The organism is Streptomyces sp. NPDC101178, from assembly GCF_044767965.1.
In the GTDB taxonomy this organism is placed as follows: domain Bacteria; phylum Actinomycetota; class Actinomycetes; order Streptomycetales; family Streptomycetaceae; genus Streptomyces.
Genome location: NZ_JBIWOZ010000002.1, coordinates 919,245 through 941,894 on the forward strand (window position 1 = coordinate 919,245; position 22,650 = coordinate 941,894).

Genomic DNA, 22,650 nt, shown 5'->3' on the forward strand with positions numbered 1-22,650 from the left:
CCTCTCTGCTCTCAGCCGCCGAGCTTCACCGCCAACTCCCCCGCATCGGTGGTCGGCGCGTCACAGACGAAATGCCGGCAGACGTACGCGGTCGGCGCACCGCCCACCAGAGGCCGGTCCACCAGCAGCGGGAACTCGTCCCCGGCCCCCGGCCCTTCACCCGCCGCGACAACGGCCCCCGGCGCCCGGCCGAGCAACGCCGTACGGTGCAGCTCACCGCCGACCGGCCCGGCGACGGCCACCTCACGCGGCCCGTCCAGCAGCGCTTCGGCGACGGCGAGCCCCCAGCCGATGAACCGCGGCGCACGCGGCCCCAGCGCCTTGACCACACCGAGCGCACCCTCTGCGGCGGCACGATGGGCTTCGGACCCGGTGTAGGCGGCGTACGAGAGGAGGGCCCCCGCAGCGGCTGTCCACCCGGCCGGAGTGGCGCTGTCGGTCGGATCCTGCGGCCTCCGGATGAGCTTCTCCGCCTCGTGCGCGGTGTCGTAGAGCTGCCCGCCCTCGCCGGTGAACTGCTCCAGGACGACGTCGAGCAGGAACCCGGCGAACTCCAGCCAGGCCCCCTCACCCGTCACAGCGGCCAGCGCGAGGAACCCCTCGGCCACATCGCCGTAGTCCTCCAGCACCCCGGCGTTGTCACCCGCGCGCCCGTCCTTGGAGGTCCGGGTCAGCCGGGCGACTTCACCGAGATGGACCCGGACCAGCAGATCGGCGGCCTCGGTGGCGCGCTCCACGAGGTCGGGCCGGTCGAAGTAGGCCCCGGTCTCGGCGAGGGCGGCGATGGCGAGCCCGTTCCAGGCGGCGACCACCTTGTCGTCCCGCCCCGGACGCGGCCGCTCCTCACGCGCCGCCAGCAGCCGGGCCCGTACGTCGGCGACGCGCCCGGCATCCACGGGCCGCGCGTCACCGGAGAGCTGAAGAACAGAAGCACCCTCCTCGAAGGTGCCCTCCTCGGTGACCCCGAAATACGCGGCGGCGAAGTCCCCGTCCTCCTCACCGAGCACCGCACGCAGCTGCGCGGGGGTCCACACGTAGAAGGCACCCTCGACATGCCTGCCGTCCGCGTCCTCACTGTCGGCGTCGAGCGCGGAGGCGAAGCCGCCCTCGGTGGTACGAAGCTCCCGCACCATGAAGTCGGCGGTCTCCAAGGCGATCCGGCGGGCCTCCTCGGACCCGGTGGTCCGCCAGAGGTGGGCGTACACGCGGCAGAGCAGCGCGTTGTCGTAGAGCATCTTCTCGAAGTGCGGGACGACCCACTCCCGGTCCACGGAGTAGCGGGCGAACCCGCCACCGAGCTGGTCGTAGATCCCGCCCCGGGCCATGGCGGAGCAGGAATCGGCGGCCATCTGAAGAGCGCCTTCCGCTCCCGTACGGGCGTAATGCCGCAGCAGGAACTCCACCGCCATGGACGGCGGGAACTTGGGCGCACCCCCGAACCCGCCGTGCTGCTCGTCGTACTCCCGGGTCAACCCGAGCAGCGCCTGTGCCACCTCCGCCTCCCCCGGCACCCCGTCACCGCCATGCGCCAGCGACCGCCCGGCCAGGTCGGCAACGATCCGCCCGGCCACCTCGGCGACCTCCTCCCGCCGATCGGTCCACGCGGCACTCACCCCTTCGAGCACCTGCCGGAAGGAGGGCGAGCCGTGCCGGGGCTCGGGCGGGAAGTAGGTCCCGAAGTAGAAGGGTTCGGCGTCCGGCGTGAGAAACACGGTCATCGGCCACCCCCCGTGCCCGGTGGCCGCCTGCACGGCCTCCATGTACACGGCGTCGACGTCGGGCCGCTCCTCCCGGTCGACCTTCACGGCGACGAACCGCTCGTTGAGGTAGGCAGCGACGGTCTTGTCCTCGAACGACTCGTGCGCCATGACGTGGCACCAGTGGCAGGAGGCGTATCCGACGCTGAGCAGCACGGGCACATCCCGCTTCCTGGCCTCCTCGAACGCCTCGGGCGACCAGGGCCACCAGTCGACGGGGTTGTCGGCGTGCTGGAGCAGGTACGGGGAGGTGGTCTGCGTAAGTCGGTTGGCCATGGCCCCAATCCTCGCGCACCCGCCTCCACGACACCCGCGCGCCACGGGACGGAAGGCGAACGGGCAGGTGGGACGGGGGTGCACCGCCGAAGCCGGGCGGACCGGCAACGGCGGACAGTGGGCCGGCTCCAGGACCATGAACCCGGGTGCCGTCCGGCCCCGCCCTGTTCCTCGGTCAGGTCTGTCCGGTCAGGGCGGCGTAGACGACGACGTTGTCGGCGTAGCGGCTGTCGGCCTCGGAGTAGTCGCCGCCGCAGGTGATGAGGCGGAGGCCGGCGTGGTCGAGGTTGCGGTAGACCTCGACCGTCGGGAACTCGTTCTTGGGGTAGACGGCGGTGCGCTCGACGGTGAAGACCGCGGTCGTGCCGTCCGCGCGTCTGACGTCGATGCGGTCGCCGGGGTCGAGTTCGGTGAGCTTGAAGAAGACTGCTGGTGCGCCGTCCCACGTGACGTGCCCCGCGATGATCGAGGGGCCGAGAGCTCCGGGGGTGACTCCGGGGCGGTACCAGCCGGCCTTGGCCGGGTCCTTCGGTGTCTCCATCGCTCGGTCCTTTCCCAGCCCGAGCTGTTCCAGGTCCAAGGTGACCTTGAGGGACGGGATCGTGATGCTCACCGGGCGGGAGGGGGGCAGGGATTCGGCGCGCGGCGCCCCGGACGGTGGTTCGGTCCGGGGGTCGGCCGGGGTGGCGGCGGCCGGGCCGCCCTTGTTCGCGGCGGGCGGCGGGGCGGGCTGCTGGCGGCTGGTTCCCAGGGCCAGCAGCAGCCCGCCGGTCAGGAGCAGGGCGATAGCGGCGATGAGCGGGACACGTCGCCGCCGGAGTGTCCCGCGGCGCTCCTCCGTGTCGGGTGTGTCGGGTGTGCCGTTCATCGCCTCACCTGTCTCTGTTGCTTGCCGTTGCCCAGCGTGCGGAGCGGTCGTACGTCAGCCCTCGTGCCGGACGTCCGAGGTCCGCGTCCGGCGGCGCACGGCGAACAGTCCGCCGGCCGCGAGGACGGCCGCGCCCCCGGCCGCCAGCAGGCCGGGCGACTCCACGCCCGCGGTGGTGGCGGAGCCGGTCTCGACGCCGCCCACCGGCACGGAGCCGACGGCGGCGCCCTTGACCATGCCGCAGTTGGCCGGGGCGGTGGCCTCCTGGGGAAGCTTCGGGTCGAGTTCGCTCTTGCCCGCGCCGAAGTCGTACTTCCCGTCGTTGTTGCGGTCGATGCCGTGCTGCACGATGTGCAGGTCCTTGAAGTGGTCCGCCACGTCCTGCGAGACGGTGATGGTCCGGGAGTACGTCAGCTTGCCGTCCTTGTCCGCGACGGGCATCCGGTCGACGGCCAGCCCGCTCTCCTTGGACGTGTCGCCCTTGGTGGTGAGGGAGATGTTGATGTCCCCGTACGTCGGCAGCCCCTCGGCCGTGGTGACGATGCCGTCGCCGTCCTTGTCGGCGCTCTTGTCGGGGCAGCGGAAGTCGTGTCCGTCGGTGGAGCCGTGGATGTGCTGGGCGTGCGGCTGTCCGGGCACCAGGCCGCGGGCGTCGATCTTCACGGTCAGCTTGGTGCCGTCGAGAGTGACCAGGGCGGCGCCGGTGGCGCCGGAGTCGTTCAGCGGTTCCAGGTCGATCTGGTACGTGTCGCCGTCGGCGGCCTTCGTCGTGGCTCCGGCGTGGCCTTCGTGCGCGAAGGCGGGTACGGCGACGCCGAGAGTGAGCGCGGCGGGCACGACGAGCAGTGCGGTGAGGCGAGTCGTACGACGGGCTATCACAAGAACACATCCCCTTCCGGCGGTTCCGATCGGGACCGGAGCCGCGTGCGGTCGCTGATGTCCTGTGTTCGGTGCCGGTCACGGGAAGGATTGGTCTGGCCACGACAAAATTCCCTGCGTGTACGCCTCCTCGGCCCTCAGCGCCTGAGCATCAGGGCCAGCAGGAGCAGGAGACCGCCGGCCAGGGCCAGGACGATCGACAGGCGGAGCAGCCAGTGTTTGCGCCAGGCGATGTGGCTGTTGACCACGATGGACCGGGTGACCACGGGCAGCACGTCCTGGTGCAGGGCTTCGGCCAGGCGTACGGGATCCCAGAGGCGCAGGTGGCCGAAGTAGACGAAGTCGGCGGCGACTTCGTCGCGTACCTTCCGCGCTCTCATCCGGGGCATCAGGACCAGGACCGCGCTCACCACAGCGGCCACGAGGAGGCAGGCCGGCCGGCCGCCCGCCGCCCGGGCCAGCAGCTCCGCGAGCCGGGGCGTCCGCGCCGCACCGCCCGCCAGCAGCACCGCTTCGGGTGGTACGCCGGTGGCGAGCAGCTCCGCCAGAGCGTCGCCCGCCCGGGCCAGCGGCTCGTCGGCCGCCTCCTCGAACTCCGCTCTCCGCAGCAGGAGTTCCGCACCGAGGCCGGGTACGACGAAGGGGACGCTCGTCGTCGCCGCCAGGGCCTCGCGCACGCCCGTCACGTCCTCGCGCAGCTGCGCCCGGGCCCGCAGGCCCTCCGGCCCCTCGGCGTTCAGCAGCCGCTCCCACCCCTCGGGCCCGGCCGCCCGGGCGCGGCCCTCCACCAGCCGGAAGAGCGCCTCGTCGAGATCCGCGCCGCCGCACGCCACCTCGTCCCCGGCCTCGTACGCGAACCGGTCCAGGTCGACCAGGGCACATCGCAGCCCGGTGCCGCCCGCGTCGCAGACGGCCACCCGTGCGCCGTCGGGCGCCCGACGGCGCGCGGCCCAGCCCGCCGCCACGGCCACCGGGGCCGGCAGCCAGGCGGGCTCCGGCAGGCCCGCGGCGACGGCGGCGCGCGCGAGCACAGCGCGTTCCGTCCCGCCCCAGCCGGTCGGCACGATCAGCGTCAGCGCGTCCGGCCGCGCCCGGCCGGACCCCGGTCCGGCGTCCTGGACCACTCTGGCCAACAGGGCCGTCACCAGCTCCGCCGGGGCGGCCGGCTCTCCGCCCAGCAGCAGGCCGTCCTGGCCGGCCAGGGCGCGGGCGGGCATCGCCTCGGCCCGGTCGGGAGCGGTCCGGGCGAGCCGGACCGCCTCCGGTCCCGTCAGCAGCCGCCCGTCCAGATCCCGGTGGACCGTCGCCGGAAGCACCGGCAGCGTGCCGACCTCGCCGTACCCGTCCCAGTAGGCCGCCTTGACGAAGGCCCCGCCGATGTCCACGGCCAGCCCCCACCCGTCCGTACCCCGCATCGCCCCCGCCTCCTTCGCCGCCGGCCGCCCGTGGCGGAAGCCCGGCGACCCCCGCACGTCCTTGGACGACGCCGGTGAGGCTTTCGTGTCGGCGCGACTGCCGCGCGTTCCGGACGCCCTCTCGTCGCATGGTGGGAAACGTTTGATTATTGGGTGTTCCTGAGCGATTCCGTTTGAGTATGTCTCGTGTTACGTTCCCCGTGCCCCAGTCCCAACTCCCCTTCAAGGGGCCGGACATGGGCGTTCCCTCCCCGCGTTTCCCCGCACGTCCAACCCCGCACGGAATGCCGCACGCTGCCACGGCTCACTCCGCCGGGGCGTCGCGCCTCACTCCGCGCGCCGTCCTGCCTGGAGGAGATCGATGCGACGCGTCGTCGCTTGTCTGGTGGCCCTGCTGGTGATGGTGGGAGGCCCGCTGTTCACCGGGACCGCCACCGCCGCCGTCGTACCCAAACCGCCGCCGTTGACCACGCCGTGGACCGGTCAGGTGTCCACCACCAACCCGCTGCCGGACTATCCGAGACCGCAGATGACGCGGCAGGCCTGGCAGTCGCTCAACGGTGAGTGGGAGTTCCTCAACCCGCCGGTCGACGGCTCCGGGAACGTCAACCGGAACGCCGCGCCGCCGTTCGGCCAGACCCTGCCCGAGCGCATCCTCGTGCCCTACCCGGTCGAGTCGGCCCTGTCCGGCATCATGCGCAACGACAACCGCGACCTGATGTTCTACAAGCGCGCCTTCACCGTCCCGCAGAGCTGGAACGGCCAGCGCGTCCAACTGCACTTCGGCGCGGTGGACTACGAGGCCACCGTCTGGGTCAACGGCACCCAGGTCACCACGCACAGGGGCGGCTACGACCGGTTCGAGGTCGACATCACGCCCCAGCTGCGGGCCGGCTCCAACGAGCTGCTCGTGCGCGTCTACGACCCGACCGACGGGCGCGGTGAGAAGCAGCCGGTCGGCAAGCAGACCAACAACCCCACCGGGATCTTCTACACGCCCAACTCCGGCATCTGGCAGACCGTCTGGCTGGAGCCGACCCCCGCCTCCTCGCTCTACTCCGTCGACATCCGGCCCGATCTGGCGACCAGCACCGCCCGCGTGCGGGTCTTCACCCGCGGCAACGTCAGCGGCCACACCGTCCGCGCCGAGGCGCTGTCCGGTGCCACCGTGGTCGGCGAGGCCACCGGCGGCTTCACCGAGTTCTCCGTACCCGTGCCGAACGCCCGGCACTGGTCGCCCGACGACCCGTTCCTGTACGACCTGCGGGTGACCCTGCGCAACGCCTCCGGCGCCGCCGTCGACAGCGTGACCAGCTACTTCGGGATGCGCGAGGTCGGCAAGAAGATGGTCGACGGGGTCCTGCGGCCCACGCTGAACGGCGAGTTCGTCTTCCAGATCGGCACGCTCGACCAGGGCTACTGGCCCGACGGCCTGTACACCGCGCCCACCGACGCGGCCCTCGCCTTCGACCTCCAGAAGCACAAGGAACTCGGCTTCAACATGGTGCGCAAGCACATCAAGGTGGAGCCGGCCCGCTGGTACTACCACGCCGACCGGCTCGGGCTGCTGGTGTGGCAGGACATCCCCTCCACCCCGGCCTTCGACCAGAACCGCAGCCCTGCCCAGATCTCCCAACTGGAGACCGAGGCGCGCGAGATCATCGACGAACACCGGTTCTCCCCGGCGGTCATCTCCTACGTCCCGTTCAACGAGGGCTGGGGCGAGTGGGACCTGAACGCCACCCGGCGTATCGCCGACGAGCTGAAGAACTACGACCCGTCCCGGCTGATGAACGCCCACAGCGGCTACAACTGCTGCGTCTCCAAGGGCGACCCGGGCAACGGCGACATGCTCGACTGGCACGTCTACACCGGCCCGGACGCACCACGCCCCACCGCCACCCGGTTCTCCGTACTCGGCGAGTTCGGCGGCATCGGACTCCGCACACCGGGTCATGAGTACAGCCCCGACAACAGGTTCTTCGCCTACGAACAGGTCTTCAGCAACGCCCAGCTCAACGACCGCTACACCGGCATGGTCCGCGACGTGCAGCAGTTGATGACCACCAAGGGCGTCTCCGCGTACGTCTACACGGAGATCACCGACGTCGAAGGCGAGTACAACGGGCTGCTCACCTACGACCGGCGCGTCCAGAAGGTCGACACCAACCAACTACGGTCGGCACACGGCGCGTTGATCGGCGCCTCCCGCAACCTCAACTCCACGCCGCAGCACACCCTCGGCCACGTCCGTTCCTTCCGGGTCACCACACCCGGTTTCACCGACCGCTATCTGCGCCACGCCGACTCGGCGGCCCGCACCGACGTCCTCTCGCCCGCCTCGTCCGACACCGCCCGCCAGGACGCCTCGTACCGCACCGTGGCCGGTCTCGCCGACCCGCGCTGCGTCTCCTTCGAGTCGGTCAACCAGCCCGGCCGCTACCTGCGCCACGCGAACAGCCGGGTGCGGGTCGACGCGAACACCGGCGGCCCGTTCGCCGCGGACGCCACCTGGTGCGCCCGGGCCGGCCTCGCCGCCGGCGGCACCACGTACGAGTCGTACAACTTCCGCGGCTCCTACCTCCGGCACCATGCCGACAACGTGTACCTGGCCCGCAGCGGCGGCCCCAACTCCTGGGACACCGCTGCCGGTTTCGCCGCCGACGCCACCTGGAACACCACCGAGCCGGCCCTGTGGCGCAGCTCCGTCGTGCTCCCGACCGACGTACGCCGCTCGCTGCGGGTCACCACGTGGGGGCACACCGACCGGTATCTGCGGCACGCCGACAGCCTCGCGTACACCGAGGTCGTGAGCGCGGGCAGCAGCGCCGCGCTCAAGCAGGACGCCACGTACACCGTGCGGCGCGGACTGGCCGACTCGTCCTGCTACTCGTTCGAGTCGGTGAACTTCCCCGGTCAGTTCCTGCGCCACGCCGACAGCCGGGTACGCAACGCGCCGAACGAGAACACGGCGCTCTACCGCCAGGACGCCACCTTCTGCGCCCGGCCCGGGGTCGGCGGAACCGGCGTCACCTTCGAGTCGATCAACCTTCCGGGCTCGTACCTCCGCCACTTCGACTCGGCGGTGTACATCGCCTCCGGCAGTGCGGGCGACGGCTTCAACCGGCCGCAGACCCTGACCGCGGACAGCAGCTGGACGCTCGCCGCTCCCTGGGCGCCCTGACCCGCCGAGGGCCGGAACAGCCGAGGCCCGTACCGCGATGTTCCTCGCGGTACGGGCCTCGTGCCGTCAGGAGTGCCATCAGGACTGCGGTCAGGACTGCGGTCGCGGCGGAGCGGTGCTGGCCCGGGCGATCAGCTCGGTCGCCATCTCCAGCCGCAGGTTCTCCACGTGCTCGCCGTCGATGATCCGGAGCAGGGTGGTGGCCGCCATCGCGGCCATCTCCAGCAGCGGCTGGCGCACGGTGGTCAGGGCAGGGTGGGTCCAGCGCGCCACCGGCAGGTCGTCGAAACCGACGACGCTCACGTCCTGCGGGATGGCGAACCCCCGGTCCCGGAGCACCTCGAAGGCGCCGAGCGCCTGGAGGTCGCTCGCGGCGAAGACCGCGGTCGGCGGCTTCTCGCCGCGGGCCTCGGTCAGGTCGAGCAGGCGCGCCATCTCGGCCCGTCCGGAACGGTCGTTGAACTCGCCGTACGCCACCCAGGCCTCGGGCACGGGGAGTTCGGCCCGCTCCATCGCGGCGTGGAAGCCGTCGGCCCGCGCCCGGCTGCACAACAGCTGGCGGGGACCGGCCAGATGGGCGATCCGGGTGTGGCCGAGGCCGATGAGGTGCTCGCAGGCGCTGACCGCGCCGGCCCAGTTGGTGGCGCCGACCGTCGGCACCAGGGCGTCGACGCTGCCGACCGGGTCGACCAGGACGAACGGGATGTCCATGGCGACCAGGCGTTTGCGCTGCTGCGGAGTGAGTTCGGAGACGACGAGGATCGCCCCGTTGCTGCGGCGGGCCGCGAGCTGGTCGAGCCACTCGCGGGTGTTGGCGCTGCGGCCGTGCACCGCCGAGACCACCATGCCGGCGCCCGCCGCGTCGAGGACCTCGTCGACACCGCGCAGGATCTCCACCGACCAGAGGCTGTCGAGCTCGTTGAGGACGAGGTCGATCACGCTGCCCCGGCGGCGCGTCGGGCGGCGCTCGTAACCGAGGTCGTCCATGACCGATTCGACGCGCTCCTTGGTCCCGGCGGAGACGTCGGAGCGGCCGTTGAGGACCTTGGAGACGGTGGAGACGGAGACCCCGGCCACGGAGGCGATGGCGCTGAGCGTGGTTCTGCCGCCGGCGCCGGTGCTGTCCGCCGTGTCCGCCGTCATCCCTGCCGCCCGTTCCGCCTCGTCGTATCTCCGCTGCCGTCCGGGGAAGCGTAGCGGCCGGGGGCCGGGGGACGCGTTCACCCTCCGTGGGGGCGGTCGGCGCCACCGGGCCGCTCGTCGCCGGGGTGCCAGGGCTCCGGCCGCTCGTCGCCCGGCTGTCGGTACTCCGCCCAGGAGAACGTGGCCGTGGCGCCCGCGCCGGTGAGGTCCTGGGCGCACAGCCCGACGAAGGCGCCGGTGAACCCCCAGGAGGTGAAGTGCCCGGTGGCCGGGTCGCCCCGGGTGGCGCTCTCGTCGGAGAGCCGGGTGGTGTCCAGCCAGGGGCCGATCGTCTGCCAGGCGGTGTGCGGGCCGGTGCGCCAGGAGAACCGGGCACGGGCGCCCCGGCCGGTCAGCCGCAGCTCGACGGGGCCGTCGCCGACCGGGACCGGGTCGCACGGTTCGGTGTAGTGGCCGTGGTCGCAGACTCCGACGCGCAGGACCCGGCCCAGCTCCTCGTCCCGGGTGAGGTGGAGGTAGTGCCAGAGCGTGGAGTTGTAGTAGTGGACCAGGCCGGACATCTCCAGCGGTGAGCACGGATCGGCGTGCAGCCGGGTCGCGAAGGTGAAGTCGTGGGCCTGCTGGCGGCGGGCGACCAGGCTCTGGCGGTGGGTCGAGCCGAGCGACTCGCCGCCGCGCAGCCGGAGCCGGCCGGGGTCTTCGGTGAGGCTGAGCCAGGAGGGGTCCGGGTGGCGGCGCAGGGTTGCCCAGGCGGGGCCCAGCTCCGGCCCCGCGAAGATCTCGCACTCGGGTTCGGCCGGGAGCGGGTCCGGTGCCAGGGCCGGTCCCGCGACGACGGGCCGGGGCAGGGCCGCACCGCCGGCCGGGACGGGCGGTGCGCCGCCGAGGCGGGGCCAGCCCTCGTCGTTCCATTCGATGCGCTGGATCGCCGACTCCCGGCCGAGGACGCAGGCGCCGAGCGGGCTGAGCGGGCGGGCCATGAGGTGGGCGAGGAACCACTCGCCGGCCGGGGTGGCGACCAGACTGCCGTGGCCGGCCTTCTGGAGCGGCAGATCCTCGTGCCCGTGGGCGGTGAGCAGCGGACCGGCGGGATCGGCCTCGTACGGGCCGGTCAACTGCCGGGAGCGGGCCACGGTGACGGCGTGCGCCCAGGAGGTGCCGCCCTCGGCGGTCAGCAGGTAGTACCAGCCGTCGCGGCGGTAGAGGTGCGGCCCCTCGGTGTGGGCGAGGGAGGTGCCGGTGAAGATGCGGTGGAGCGGGCCGGTGACCCGGCGGGCGGTGCGGTCCCACTCCTGGAGCAGGATCCCGCCGAAGGGATGGCGGCCGGGCCGGTGGTCCCACTCCATCCACAGCGCCCAGCTGCGGCCGTCGCCGCCCTCGCCGTCGTCGTGGAAGAGGGACGGGTCGAAGCCGTGCGAGGGAAAGGGGGCCGGCTCGGACCAGGGGCCGGTGAGCGACGGCGCGGTGACGACGTGGTTGCGGACGTCCTTGAAGGCGCCGGAGAGGTTGGTGACATCGCTGTAGACGAGGTGGAAGAGCCCGCCGGTGTACGAGAGGCAGGGCGCCCAGACCCCGCCGGAGTCCGGGCGTCCGGTGAGGTCGATGAGGCGCTCCTCGCGCAGCAGCCCGCCGAGCGGACGCCAGTGGACGAGGTCGCGCGAGTGGTGGACGGCGACGCCCGGCAGCCATTCGAAGGTGGAGGTGGCGAGGTAGTAGTCGCCACCGACGCGGAGGATCGAGGGGTCGGGGTGGAACCCGGGCAGTACGGGGTTGACGATCGTCCCGTACGTCTCCGGCGTCGCGGCCCGCGAGTCGGTCGGCCGGGTGGGGCCCCCGCGCTTGTCCCGGGGGCGTTCCGGGTCGCGGAGGCGCTGCACGGCGGTCATGGGTACTCCGTTGGTCGTGGGGTGGCGGGCCGGGTCAGCCCTTGACCGCGCCGGCCATCACTCCGGAGACGATCCGGCGGGCCAGCAGGGTGAAGACGACGAGGACGGGCAGCACCGAGACCACGACGCCGGCGAGCATCAGCGTGTAGTCGGTGTAGTAGCCCGCGGCGAGCTGGTTGAGGGCGATCTGTACGGTGCCGTTCTCGGGCGGAAGCGCGATCAGCGGCCAGAAGTAGTCGTTCCAGGCGAACATGAACGTGAACATGGCGAGGACCGTGGCGGTGGTCCGTACGCCGGGGACGACGACGTGCCAGTACGTACGCAGGAGCCCGGCGCCGTCCATGCGGGCGGCCTCGATGAGTTCGTCCGGGATGTTCTCCTCGATGGCCTGGCGCATCCAGAAGACGCCGATGGCGGAGACCAGCGCGGGCACGATGAGCGCCGCGAGCTTCCCGTACAGGCCCATGTCGGTGACCAGCATGTACAGCGGGATGATGCCGAGCTGGGTCGGGACCATGACGGTGATGACCACACAGACCAGCAGCACGTTGCGGCCCGGGAAGCGCAGCTTGGCGAAGGCGAATCCGGCGAGCGAGGAGAGCAGGACGTTGGAGACGGCGGTGGTGGAGGCGACGATCAGCGAGTTGCCGAGCGCCTGCCAGAACGCGGAGAGCTCGAAGACCCGCTGGATGTTCTCGATCAGGTGGCCGCCGGGGACCAGGGGCGGGGTGGAGCCGGCGAGGACGGAGTTGTCGTCGTGGGAGGCGACGACGAAGCTCCAGTAGAGCGGGAAGACGGAGGCCGCGATGACGGCGGCGAGCAGGCCGTACGCGACGGGCCCCGCCTGGTCCGGGCGCCGGGGCACCCTGCGCAGCAACGCCCGTGGCCGCCCCTCGCGGCGGTCGGGCCGTGCGGGCGGGAGGCGGGTGGGTGTGGTGACAGCCATGCGTGTTCTCCTGATGACCTCGGTGACCGGGTCAGTTGCGGCCGGAACGGCGGGCGAGCAGGAAGTTCACCGCGGCGACGAGCGCGATGACGAGGAAGAGCACCCAGGAGACGGCGGAGGCGTATCCGGCGTCGTTGTTGATGAAGCCGTACTTGTAGAGCATCAGCGTCAGCGTCTGGAACTGGTGCTCGGCGCCTCCTTCCGCGTTGCCCTGCTGATCGAAGAGGAAGGGTTCGGCGAAGAGCTGGAGGCCGCCGATGGTGGAGATGACGACGGTGAAGACGACGGTGGGCCGGATGGCGGGCAGCGTGATCTTTCGGAACGTCAGAAGACGTCCGGCGCCGTCGAGCTGTGCCGACTCGTACAGGGCACGCGGGACGGCCTGCATGGCCGCCAGGTAGATCAGCGCGTTGTAGCCGGTCCAGCGCCACATCACCATGAAGCTGATCGCGAGGTGCGAGCTCCAGGTGTCGGCCGTCCAGTCGACGGGTGCGCTGATGATGCCGAGCCCTTCGAGGGCCCAGTTGACGATGCCGAAGTCGCGGCCGAAGAGCTGGGAGAAGACGAGCGCGACCGCGACGACGGAGACGTACTGCGGCACCAGGACGAGCGCGCGCCAGACGCTCGGTGAGCGCAGGTGCCGGTCGAGGAGCCAGGCCAGGGCGAGGGCGGCGAGGAGCTGCGGGACGGTGGAGAGGACGAAGATGCTGAGCGTGTTGAAGGTGGCGGTGTAGAAGTCGGAGTCGGAGAGCAGGCGGGTGAAGTTGTCGGCGCCGACCCATCCGCCGGGCCCGGCGAGCCGGTCCCAGTCGTGCAGGGAGACCCAGAAGGTCTGGATCAGCGGGTAGAGCCCGAAGATCCCGAAGACGACGAAGAAGGGGGCGATGAAGAGATACGGGAGCAGCTGCCGCCGGACGGGCGGCCGGCCGGTGCGGTGTCCGTTCGCCGTCCGGCCCGGGGTGGTGCGGAGCGGGAGCGCCATGCTCGTTCTCCGATGAGGGTCGCGTAGGGGTGGTGGTGGGCCCGGGGTGGCGGCGAGCCCGGGGAGGGGCCCGCCGCCGGGGCCGGTCGGTGGGGTTCCCGGCCGGTCAGGGATGGTCAGGTCGGGGACGGCCCGGTCAGCGGAGGTTCTTGTCCGCTTCGCTCAGCGCCTTGTCCCAGGCCTCCTGAGGGTCGGCCTTGCCCTGTTCGACCAGTTGCAGCGCGTTGCCGAACGGGATGCGGGCCTGCTGGTCCTTGGTGCCGCGGTAGTTGGGCTGGAGGCTCTTGGCCGACGCGGCGAAGATCTTGCCCGTCGGGGCGTCGCTGAAGAACGGCTGCGCGGCGCCCTGCACCTCCGGGTCGTCCAGGACGGAGACGAGGGAGGGCAGCGCCCCGACGGGGCCGGTGAAGATCTTCTTCTGCGAGGCGGCGGAGGTGAGGAAGTCCGCCAGCTCCGCGGCCTCCTTCACGTGCTTGCTCTGCTTCGGTACGGCGAGGAAGGAGCCGCCCCAGTTGCCTCCGCCGCCCGGCACCGTGGCGATGTCCCACTTGCCGGCCGCGGCCTCGCCCGCCGCCGTCTTGATCTGGCCGGTCATCCAGGCGGGACACGTCATGGTGGCCATGCGGCCCTGCTTGATGCCCGCGTTCCACTGCTGGCTGAAGGGCTGGAGGTTGGCCGACTGCTGGTCGGCCGTGGCGTCGGCGGTGGCGCGGAAGAACTCGCCGACCTTCGGGTTGGTCCTGCCGATGTAGGCGTCGTCCGCGTCGAAGAACCCGTACCGCGTCTGGTTCATCATCGCGGTGAAGATGTTGCCGGAGCTGTCGAACCACGCCTTGTCCTTGACCTTCGCCCGGAAGGTCTCCCCGGTGGCGAAGTAGTCGTCCCAGGTGGGCCAGAGCTTTCCGACCGCGTCGCGCTCGGTGGGCAGGCCGGCCTGGGCGAAGAGGTCCTTGCGGTAGCAGATGGCGAGGCTGCCGACATCGGTGCCGTACCCCATGACGAAGTCGCTGGTGCCGAGGGTGCCCTGCTCCCACTTCCAGCCGAGGTACTCGCTCTTGCGCTCCGCCGCTCCATGGTCGGCGAGGTTGGTGAACTTGTCCTTCACCGAACGGAACTTGGGCAGGTAACCCTCCTCGATCGCGACGACGTCGGCGGCTCCGCTGCCGGAGGCGATCTGTGTGGAGAGCTGGTTGTGGTGCTGGTCGAACTGGGAGATGCGCTCCTTGACGACGATGTCGGGGTGGCTCTTGCGGTACTCCTCGATCAGCGGCTTGTAGCCGAAGTCGCTGAACGTGGCGACGGTCAACGTGATCTTCCCGCCCGACTCCCCCGCGCCCGAGCCGCAGGCGGGGACGGCGACGAGCGCGACGGCGGCGGCGAGCGCCGCGGCGGTTCTGCGGGCACGCGTACGGCCCATGGTGGTCCTCCGGGAGAGGTGCTGGGAGAGGTGCTGGACGAGTGGGCACCAAGGTCGCGGGCTTCGAAAATAGTGTCAAGAGTTTCGCGAAAATCACGAGCGGATTCCCGAAACCCCACTACCGCATACACCACGAAGCGGGCGAATCCAGCCGTCCAGGCCTGCTCATCCAGCCAACAAACCCGCCTGCACGGAACCGAGTTGGCGTTTTCGTGCGACCACCACGGCTGACCTGCGCAGCTTTACGAAACTTTCGGCGACTGTTGTCCTCGCCGCCGCCCGCCTCCATCATTCGAGCGCTCACCTCACCGCGTCGCGCCGCAGCCGACGCCGTAGCCGAATCCGGAGCCGCCATGACCGTCCGCTGGCATCAACGACCGCTGCACCGAGCCTTCGTGGCGGGGGCCGTGGCCCTCGGGGCGCTCGTCGCCCTCGCCGCACCGAACACTCCCGCCGGGGCCGCCGCGCCGGCCGGGCGGGGCGTACCCGCCGACGGCAAGGTCATGCTGGTGATGGGGCAGGACAGCGACACGCTGTCGGACTACCGCACCGACGTCCTGGCCAAGCCGGCGCTCGCCGCCCCGGCCCCCGGCGGCGTCACCCTCTACACCAACCTCGTCCTCGGCGGCTCCCCGGCCCCGCTCGCGGGAATGACCGGCCCGGCCAACTGGGGTGCCGGAACCGTCGACTTCGCCCGCACCCTGCGCGAGTACCCGGGCGCCACGCTCGCCGTCGGCCTCTACCTCTCCGACGCGACCAGCGGATGCGGCAACCAGCCGCTGCGGGCGATCATCGGCCGCGACGACGCGGACGTCACCGCCGGGAACCCGAACCTGATCACGCAGTACCAGGCCAAGGTCGACGAGATGGTGAACCGTCTCAAGGGCTACGACCGGGACGTCCTGCTCCGCATCGGCTACGAGTTCGACGGCCCCTGGAACTGCTACAACTCCGACTTCTACAAGGAGGCGTTCCGCTTCATCAAGGGCCGCATCGACGCCCTCGGCGCGGCCCGCGTCGCCACCGTCTGGCAGAGCGCCGCCTGGCCGGTCAACACCCACCCCGACCGCCCGGACTACCACTACATCGTCACCGACCCCCGCCACTTCGACACGTGGTATCCCGGTGACGCCTACGTCGACTGGGTCGGCACCTCCTCCTTCTACAACTCCCGTTCCGTGCAGTCCCAGTGGGGCTGCGGTACGTACGACACCGACCCGGTGGGCCTGCAGAACCGCCTGCTCGACTTCGCCCGCGCCCACGGCAAACCGGTCGCGGTCTCCGAGGCGGCGCCGCAGGGTTCCCGTACCGGCGCGAAGACCAGGAGCTGCATCTTCCGCAACAACCCGGCGGGCTCCAGCGGCCAGGCCATCTGGGACGGCTGGCACGCCGGCTACTTCGACTGGGTCGCCCGCAACCGGGACGTGATCCGCTCCGCCGCCTACATCAACACCAACTGGGACGCCCAGACCCAGTGGCAGTGCCAGCCCGGCGCCCAGGCCGGCGGACCGGGCTGCGCGAACGGCAACTGGGGCGACTCCCGGGTCCAGGCCGACCCGACGGTCCTGAACAACTTCCTCGCCGAGATCCGGAAACCGCAGTGGACGAACGGCAGCGGCGGTACGACCCCGACGCCGCCTCCCACACCGACACCCACCCCGACCCCGAAGCCTACGCCCACTCCCACCGACCCCGCCCCGGGCGACTTCACCCAAGGCGTGACCGGCACCCCCGCCGCCACCGTCTGGTTCCGGCCCAGGGGCTTCACCGCCACCTTCGTCACCGTCCAGTACCGCCTCAACGGCGGCTCCCCGCAGAACCACTTCCTCACCTACGACCACGGTGACGGCCGCTGGGAGTTCCCGGTGACCGTCCCGGCCGGCTCGACCCTCACGTACTCCTTCAACTACCAGCCCACCACCGTCACCCACCAGACCACCACGCCCACCTACACCTGGACCGCCCGCTGACCCGTGCTCCTCTCCGCACCGGCCGCCGTACGGCCCCTCCCTCCGTACGGCGGCCCCGCATCTCCCCCTCACCCCCTCCCCAGGAGGCCCCCGTGTCCCCCGAACGCCCCCGCAACCGCCGCCGCGTCCGCGCCGCTCTCACCTCCCTGACCGCGGCTCTCACCGCCGCACTGCTCCTGACGACCCCCGCCACCGCGACCCCCGCCACGATCCCGACAGCCGCCACCGCCGCCGCCGCGCCCGAACTCCTCCTCGGCCAGTCCACCAAGGGCGCCCTGGACGACTTCTCCACCTTCGCCACCGGCGCCGACGGCGGCTCGGTCTACTACGAGTTGCGCAAGGGCGACTGGGTCGGCCCGGCGCACCGCACCTTCGCCGAGCACGTGGCCGCGCGGGGCGGGACCGTACAGGTGGGCATCAGCTGGAAGGACAACCCGCCCGGCTTCGACGGCGGCGACGAGTCGGCCAAGGCGGCCCGGTCGCGCGCGGTCACCGCGGAGATCGCCTCCGGCGGCCACACCTCCTCGCTGGACCGGCTGGTGGCCTTCGCCAACGCCTACCCGAGGGCCACGTTCAAGCTGCGGCTGGACTACGAGGTCAGCAGCTTCTACCACTGCACCGACGCGAGCTGCTCCTCGTACAAGAACGCCTTCAACCGGCTGGCCGGCTACCTCGAAGGCCGCTCCACACCGCGCAACCTCCAGTTCGTCTTCCACCCGGTGCGGGGCGAGTTCGAGGCGATGTATCCGGGTGACGCGGCGGTGGACTGGATGGGCGTCTCCGTCTTCGCCCATGAGCTGTGCCTGCCGATCCACGACCGGGGCTACCTCTACAACGGCACGCCCCCGCAGAACTACGACATCGGGACCAGCCAGTGCCGCAACGCCTACATCGGCACCGACGCCCACGGCAACCCGGCCGCCGTCTGGCGCACCTTCGACCATGACGCCAACGTGCTCAAGCTGGTCAAGTTCGCCCGTGACCACGGCAAGCCGGTCGTGCTCGCCGAGGCCGGGATGATGAACTTCACCGCCGACAACGGCTCCACGCGCGGGCTGGAGGAGCAGCGCGGCGACCAGTGGGTCAAGCGGCTGTTCTCGCTGATGAACTACCGCGGCCCGATCCCCAACCTGCCGGGCGAGCACGATCTGCGCGGCGTGATCAGGTCCGTCGTCTACATCAACCTGGACTTCCGGTACGGCTGGGACGGCATCGACGACGGCAGCTTCGACTTCGCCCCGGACACCACCTGGTTCGTCGACGGCAGGCTGTCCCGCTACACCGCCGCCAGGGCGTCGTTCTGCCGGGGCCTCGCCGACAACGGCTTCACGGCCCGCTGCCGCTGACACCGCTGCGCCCCCCCGGGCCACTCGCGCGCGAGCGCCGTCCGCAGCACACTTGAATCCGGCGCCGGTCCTCCCACGGCCGGTGCCGGACGCCGGGACGCCGCTGACGGAGGGGGACACACATGCGGGACAGCCATCGGGCGGAAGCGAAAAGGCTGTTGGTGCGGGCCGTGGAGGAGGAGGCGCGGCGCACGGGTGGCCGGACCGATTCCGGGGTGCTGATGGCGCGGGCCACGGCGGCGCTCGACACCATCGCGGCGGGAGCGCGCGAGGAGTACGCCGCGTACACGCAGGCACTCGACGCGACGGCGGCCGGTGAGCGGCCGCTGTCGGAGCGGCTCACCAAAGAGACGCTCGGAACGCCGTTCCTGGTCACCGGAGTTGCCGCCGTCGCGGCGTTCGGAGCGGACCTGGCGTTCGGTACGGCCGCCGGTCCCGCGCTCGGCGCCGGCGCGGTCGTCGCGGTGGCCGGTGCCGCGACGACCGTGGCGAGGGCGACCGCCTCGCACTGGCCCGCCGCTCACCGCCGCGCCGGAGCGGCCGGACAGCCGGGCGGGGCCGAGCAGTTGCGGCTCCAGTGGCTGACGGCGCTGGAGGTACGGGGCATCCGCCCGTACCTCGACCAGCAGCGCATGCTGACCCCCACCACCCGCGCCGCCAAGACCCGGAAGGCTCCGGTCGTACGGCAGTTGCGCGGCGGGGACCGCAGCGCCGCCGCTCGTACCCGGGTCGTGCTGGAGCAGTCCTTCGGCCATCTGCCGAGCGCCGACGGGCCGTTCACCGGCCGCCGGGCCGAACTCGCCCAGATCGCCCAGTGGGTGCATGCCGCCCGCGCCTCCACGCAGACCCGGCCCACCGTCGTCGTGCTGCACGGCGATCCGGGCTCCGGCCGCACCGCGCTCGCGGTGCGGGCGGCACACGCGCTCAAGGACCAGTTCCGGGGCGCCTGCGTGGTCGACCTGCGGGGCCAGGTCGACGGCGAGAGCCCGCTGCCGACCCGGGACGCGCTGCTCCACCTGCTCAACCGGCTCGGCGCACCGCGTGAGCAGCTCCTCTTCCGGGACGGCACCACACCGGGAGCCTCCGGCGCCACGCAGCCGTACGGGAAGTCCGCCGCCGAGCAGCACGTACGGCGCCTCGGCGAGCTGTACCACCAGCACCTGACCGGCACGCCCGTCACCATCGTGCTCGACGACGCGACCGACGCCGGACAGGTCCGCACCCTGATCCCGGAGCGCTCCGACAGCCTCGTCATCGTCACGGCCCGCGAGCCGCTGGAGCTGCCGGAGGACGTTCCGGCCTGGGTCCACCACCTGCCGGTCGGCCCGCTGGACGCGGGAGGCGCCGAGGAGCTGCTGCGCGAGGTGGCCGGCGGCGAGGAGGCGGGGCCGTACGACTATCCGGCCACCGAGGCCGTCGTGGAGCTGTGCGGCGGGCTGCCGCTGGCGCTGCGCGTGGCCGCATCCGCGCTCGGAGCCCGTACCCGCGGCGCGCTCGCCGAGGATCTGCGCGCGTACGGTCCGGTCTCGCCGGTGGACCGGGCCCTCTGGCTGCGCTACACCGACCAGCGCGAGCCGGCCCGCCGGCTGCTGCGGCGGCTCGCGCTGGCGGGCCGGGCCAGCCTCGGTACCGCTGCCGCCGCCGCCCTGCTGGCCGCCGACGAGCAGGAGGCCGAGCGGCGGCTGGCCGAGCTGACCCGGGCCGGGCTGCTCACCCACGTACGCGGATCGCGCTACCGGCTCCACGACCTCGTCCGCGGTTTCGCGCTGGCCCGGCTGCTCGACGAGGAGGAGCCCGCAGAGCGGGCCGCCGCACACGAGCGGCTGCTGACCAACTACGCGGAGCTGGCCAACGCCGTGATCCGCATGGTCGACGGGAAGATGTCGACGCGGGCCGGACAGTTCGGCGCACACGGCTTCGGCTCGCTGGACTCGGCGCTGCGCTGGCTGGACGACGAGTCGAGCTTCATCACCTCCGCGCTGCGCCACAGCGAGGGCGTCGACCAGGCCACCGTGCTGAACCTGCTGGGCGCGCTCTGCGACTACTGCCTGCTGCGCGGCGACCTCTACCGCCTCGGCGAGATCAGCGAGCTGACCCGCTCCGTCGACCACGGGCTGCTCGAGCGGTCGGTGCAGTGGCGTACGGGGATCGCGGCCCGGCAGCTCGGTGAGCTGGACAAGGCCCGCACCACGCTCTCCTCGGTGGTCGGCCTCTACCGGGAGGCGCACAACGACGCGGGCGCGGCCCTGGCGCTCTGCTCGCTCGGCATCACCCTGCACCACCAGGGCAACCTCACCGAGGCCGCCGCCCGGCTCGGCGAGGCGCTGGAGCTCCAGGCCTCCGACGCGCAGGCCGAGGACCGTGCCTGGACCCTGCACGCGCTGGCGGCGGTCGAGCGCGACCGGGGCAACCTGGCCCGCGCGCTGACCCTGCTGGACACCGCGCTCACGCTGCACCGCGAAGGCGAGTCGCTGCACGGGGAGGCGTGGACGCGCTTCCAGCTCGGCCAGGTCCGGCTGCGTACGGGAGAGGTCGCTGCCGCCGAGGAGGCCCTGTCCACCGCCCTGGAGCTGTACGGCCGCACCCGCGACGGCCGCGGCGAGGCCTGGGCGATCACCCAGCTCGCCCGGGCCCGGCTGCTGGACGGCGACCCGGGGGCCGCCCTGGAGCAGCTCCGCGACGCGCTGGCCCGCCACCGGGACAACGAGGACGCGCGCGGCGAGGCGTGGACGCTGTACTACCTGGGCCAGGCGCTGGAGGAGGACGGCGACGCGGTGGAGGCCGTACGGGAGCTGGAGCGGGCCCGGACGATGTTCTCCCGGATGCGGGACGTGTACGGGCTCGCCTGCGCCCGCCACCACTCGGGCCGGGTCACCCGCGACCAGCGGGCCGCGCAGACCGGGAACCTGCGCAACTCCGGCTTCGCCCGGCAGCTCCTGATGGACGCGCGGGCCGACTTCCGGCGGATCGGGGTCGCGCACGGCGAGGCGTGGGCGTGCCTGGAGCTGGCGCTGATCGACGCGGGCAACGGGCGGGCGCCGCAGGCGCTCACGCTGTGCGGCGAGGCGGCGGAGCTGTTCGCGTCGTACGGGGACGAGCGCGGGCGCGACTGGGCCCGGTTCCTGCGGTGCACGCTGCTGCCGTACGCCTCACCTGGCGGCAGTGAGGTGGGCACGGTGGTGGCGCAGCAGGAGCTGGCGGAGCTGGCCGCCGAGCACCACCCGGCCCGGGACGGCGGGCTGGGGCGGTGCACGGAGGCCCTCGCGGTGGCCCTGGCGCGCGGCGTGGACCTGGAGGACGGCTGGCAGGCCTGGCGCCTGGGCCTGACCCCGACCCGCCACTCCCGGGAGGTGATGGGCGTACCGGCCCCGACCAGCCCGTCCGGCGTTTGAGGACGGAACCCCGCGCCCGGGGCTCCGGGCTACTTCTCGGCCCGAGCCCCCGGGGCGCCTTCGGCGGCCTCGGAGGCGGCCGGGTCGGGCGCCTCCTCGAAGTTCACCCGCCCCATGTGCCGGTTCATCGACTTCATCAGCTGCCACACGCCGACGGCGAGGGCCGCGAAGACGAGGAAGCCGAGAACGCCGGGGGTGACCTTGTTCTTGTCGAGCTCGGCGGCGAGCGGGACGACGTGCGTCAGTGCCTGGGTCGCGTACATATCAGGCATTGTCGCGGATGCCCGCGAAGAGGTCGCTCTCGGGGAGGGAGGTATCGACCAGGGACTTCGCCAGCTCGTACTCCTCGGTCGGCCAGACCTCCCGCTGGACCTCCATCGGAACCCGGAACCAGCCGCCCTCCGGATCGATCTGCGTGGCGTGCGCGATCAGCGCCTTGTCACGGATCTCGAAGAACTCGTCGCAGGGAACGTGCGTGGTCAGCGTGCGCTCGACCCGCTCGAACTCCTTCCACCGCTCCAGCCACTCCCCGTACGGCGACTCCAGGCCGCGCGCGAGCAGCGCCTCGTGCAGCGCGACGGTGCGCGGCCGGTTGAAGCCCTGGTTGTAGTAGAGCTTCTTCGGCTCCCAGACGGGCCCGAACTCGTCCTCCGGGAAGGCCTCCGCATCCGCCGCACCGTCGAACGCGATCATCGAGATCGTGTGCGTCATGATGTGGTCGGGGTGCGGGTAGCCGCCGTTCTCGTCGTACGTGGTGATGACCTGCGGCCGGAACGCGCGGATCTTCGCCACCAGCCGGCCGGCCGCGACGGTGGGGTCCTCCAGCGCGAAGCAGCCCTCGGGCAGCGGCGGCAGCGGGTCGCCCTCGGGGAGGCCGGAGTCGACGAAGCCGAGCCACTCCTGCTGGACGCCCAGGATCTCCCGGGCCTCGTCCATCTCCTTCTTGCGCACTTCGTGGATGTTCTTCTCGATGTACGCGTCACCCTGGAGCTTCGGGTTGAGGATGGAGCCGCGCTCGCCTCCCGTGCAGGTCACGACCAGCACGTCCACCCCCTCGGACACGTACTTGGCCATGGTGGCCGCGCCCTTGCTCGACTCGTCGTCGGGGTGGGCGTGAACGGCCATCAGTCGCAGCTGCTCAGTCAAAGCTCGATCCTCGGTGTCGTAGATCCTGCTGTGTCGGTGTCGG

14 protein-coding genes and 2 pseudogenes are annotated in these 22,650 nt (G+C 72.0%); 5 read left to right on the top strand and 11 right to left on the bottom strand.

Annotated features, from left to right (window positions below):
* Window positions 1–11: 11 nt before the first annotated feature.
* From ACIRR8_RS08235 to ACIRR8_RS08250, 4 genes are all read right to left on the bottom strand, one after another.
* Entirely contained in the window at window positions 12–2,033 is a 2,022-nt protein-coding gene (locus tag ACIRR8_RS08235; RefSeq protein WP_404060496.1) for a thioredoxin domain-containing protein, read from the bottom strand.
* Window positions 2,034–2,208: 175 nt separating this feature from the next.
* The gene (locus ACIRR8_RS08240; protein ID WP_404060499.1) at window positions 2,209–2,901 is read right to left on the bottom strand and encodes a class F sortase; all 693 of its coding nucleotides are present in this window, start codon (window positions 2,899–2,901) and stop codon (window positions 2,209–2,211) included.
* Between the two features lie 54 nt (window positions 2,902–2,955).
* Window positions 2,956–3,780, bottom strand: coding sequence for a hypothetical protein (locus ACIRR8_RS08245; RefSeq protein ID WP_404060502.1), 825 nt, complete (start codon window positions 3,778–3,780; stop codon window positions 2,956–2,958).
* Between the two features lie 137 nt (window positions 3,781–3,917).
* Window positions 3,918–5,195: a Pycsar system effector family protein gene (locus ACIRR8_RS08250; protein ID WP_404060504.1), complete on the bottom strand. Its 1,278-nt coding sequence runs from the start codon at window positions 5,193–5,195 to the stop codon at window positions 3,918–3,920.
* Between the two features lie 361 nt (window positions 5,196–5,556).
* Between ACIRR8_RS08250 and ACIRR8_RS08255 the strand changes: the two are divergent.
* Window positions 5,557–7,884: pseudogene (locus ACIRR8_RS08255) on the top strand (AbfB domain-containing protein); the annotation flags it as partial.
* A gap of 60 nt (window positions 7,885–7,944) precedes the next feature.
* Window positions 7,945–8,379: pseudogene (locus ACIRR8_RS08260) on the top strand (AbfB domain-containing protein); the annotation flags it as partial.
* Window positions 8,380–8,469: 90 nt separating this feature from the next.
* Here ACIRR8_RS08260 and ACIRR8_RS08265 read toward each other — a convergent pair.
* The 5 genes from ACIRR8_RS08265 to ACIRR8_RS08285 all read right to left on the bottom strand — a co-directional run bounded on the left by ACIRR8_RS08265 (window position 8,470) and on the right by ACIRR8_RS08285 (window position 14,753).
* The gene (locus ACIRR8_RS08265) at window positions 8,470–9,522 is read right to left on the bottom strand and encodes a LacI family DNA-binding transcriptional regulator (protein WP_404060507.1); all 1,053 of its coding nucleotides are present in this window, start codon (window positions 9,520–9,522) and stop codon (window positions 8,470–8,472) included.
* Window positions 9,523–9,599: 77 nt separating this feature from the next.
* Entirely contained in the window at window positions 9,600–11,408 is a 1,809-nt protein-coding gene (locus ACIRR8_RS08270; protein ID WP_404060510.1) for a glycoside hydrolase family 43 protein, read from the bottom strand.
* Between the two features lie 34 nt (window positions 11,409–11,442).
* Window positions 11,443–12,354 carry a carbohydrate ABC transporter permease gene (locus tag ACIRR8_RS08275; protein ID WP_404060513.1) on the bottom strand — a complete coding sequence of 304 codons (912 nt, stop codon included), beginning with the start codon at window positions 12,352–12,354 and terminating at the stop codon, window positions 11,443–11,445.
* A 31-nt stretch (window positions 12,355–12,385) separates the two neighbouring features.
* Window positions 12,386–13,336, bottom strand: a complete 951-nt coding sequence (locus ACIRR8_RS08280; RefSeq protein WP_404060516.1) for a carbohydrate ABC transporter permease — start codon at window positions 13,334–13,336, stop codon at window positions 12,386–12,388.
* A 136-nt stretch (window positions 13,337–13,472) separates the two neighbouring features.
* Window positions 13,473–14,753, bottom strand: a complete 1,281-nt coding sequence (locus tag ACIRR8_RS08285) for an extracellular solute-binding protein (RefSeq protein ID WP_404060518.1) — start codon at window positions 14,751–14,753, stop codon at window positions 13,473–13,475.
* A gap of 353 nt (window positions 14,754–15,106) precedes the next feature.
* On the opposite strand from ACIRR8_RS08285, the gene ACIRR8_RS08290 reads away from it, so the two are divergent.
* The 3 genes from ACIRR8_RS08290 to ACIRR8_RS08300 all read left to right on the top strand — a co-directional run bounded on the left by ACIRR8_RS08290 (window position 15,107) and on the right by ACIRR8_RS08300 (window position 21,461).
* Entirely contained in the window at window positions 15,107–16,723 is a 1,617-nt protein-coding gene (locus ACIRR8_RS08290; protein WP_404060521.1) for an endo-1,3-beta-xylanase, read from the top strand.
* Between the two features lie 92 nt (window positions 16,724–16,815).
* Complete coding sequence (locus tag ACIRR8_RS08295; RefSeq protein ID WP_404060524.1) at window positions 16,816–18,069, top strand: hypothetical protein; 1,254 nt, start codon at window positions 16,816–16,818, stop codon at window positions 18,067–18,069.
* A 122-nt stretch (window positions 18,070–18,191) separates the two neighbouring features.
* The gene (locus ACIRR8_RS08300) at window positions 18,192–21,461 is read left to right on the top strand and encodes a tetratricopeptide repeat protein (protein WP_404060527.1); all 3,270 of its coding nucleotides are present in this window, start codon (window positions 18,192–18,194) and stop codon (window positions 21,459–21,461) included.
* 29 nt (window positions 21,462–21,490) lie between these two features.
* Here ACIRR8_RS08300 and ACIRR8_RS08305 read toward each other — a convergent pair whose 3' ends face one another.
* Together ACIRR8_RS08305 and mca are read right to left on the bottom strand one after the other, a co-directional pair.
* Entirely contained in the window at window positions 21,491–21,724 is a 234-nt protein-coding gene (locus ACIRR8_RS08305) for a hypothetical protein (RefSeq protein WP_404060530.1), read from the bottom strand.
* A gap of 1 nt (window position 21,725) precedes the next feature.
* Complete coding sequence (gene mca / locus ACIRR8_RS08310) at window positions 21,726–22,607, bottom strand: mycothiol conjugate amidase Mca (protein ID WP_404060533.1); 882 nt, start codon at window positions 22,605–22,607, stop codon at window positions 21,726–21,728.
* Between the last annotated feature and the right edge of the window lie 43 nt (window positions 22,608–22,650).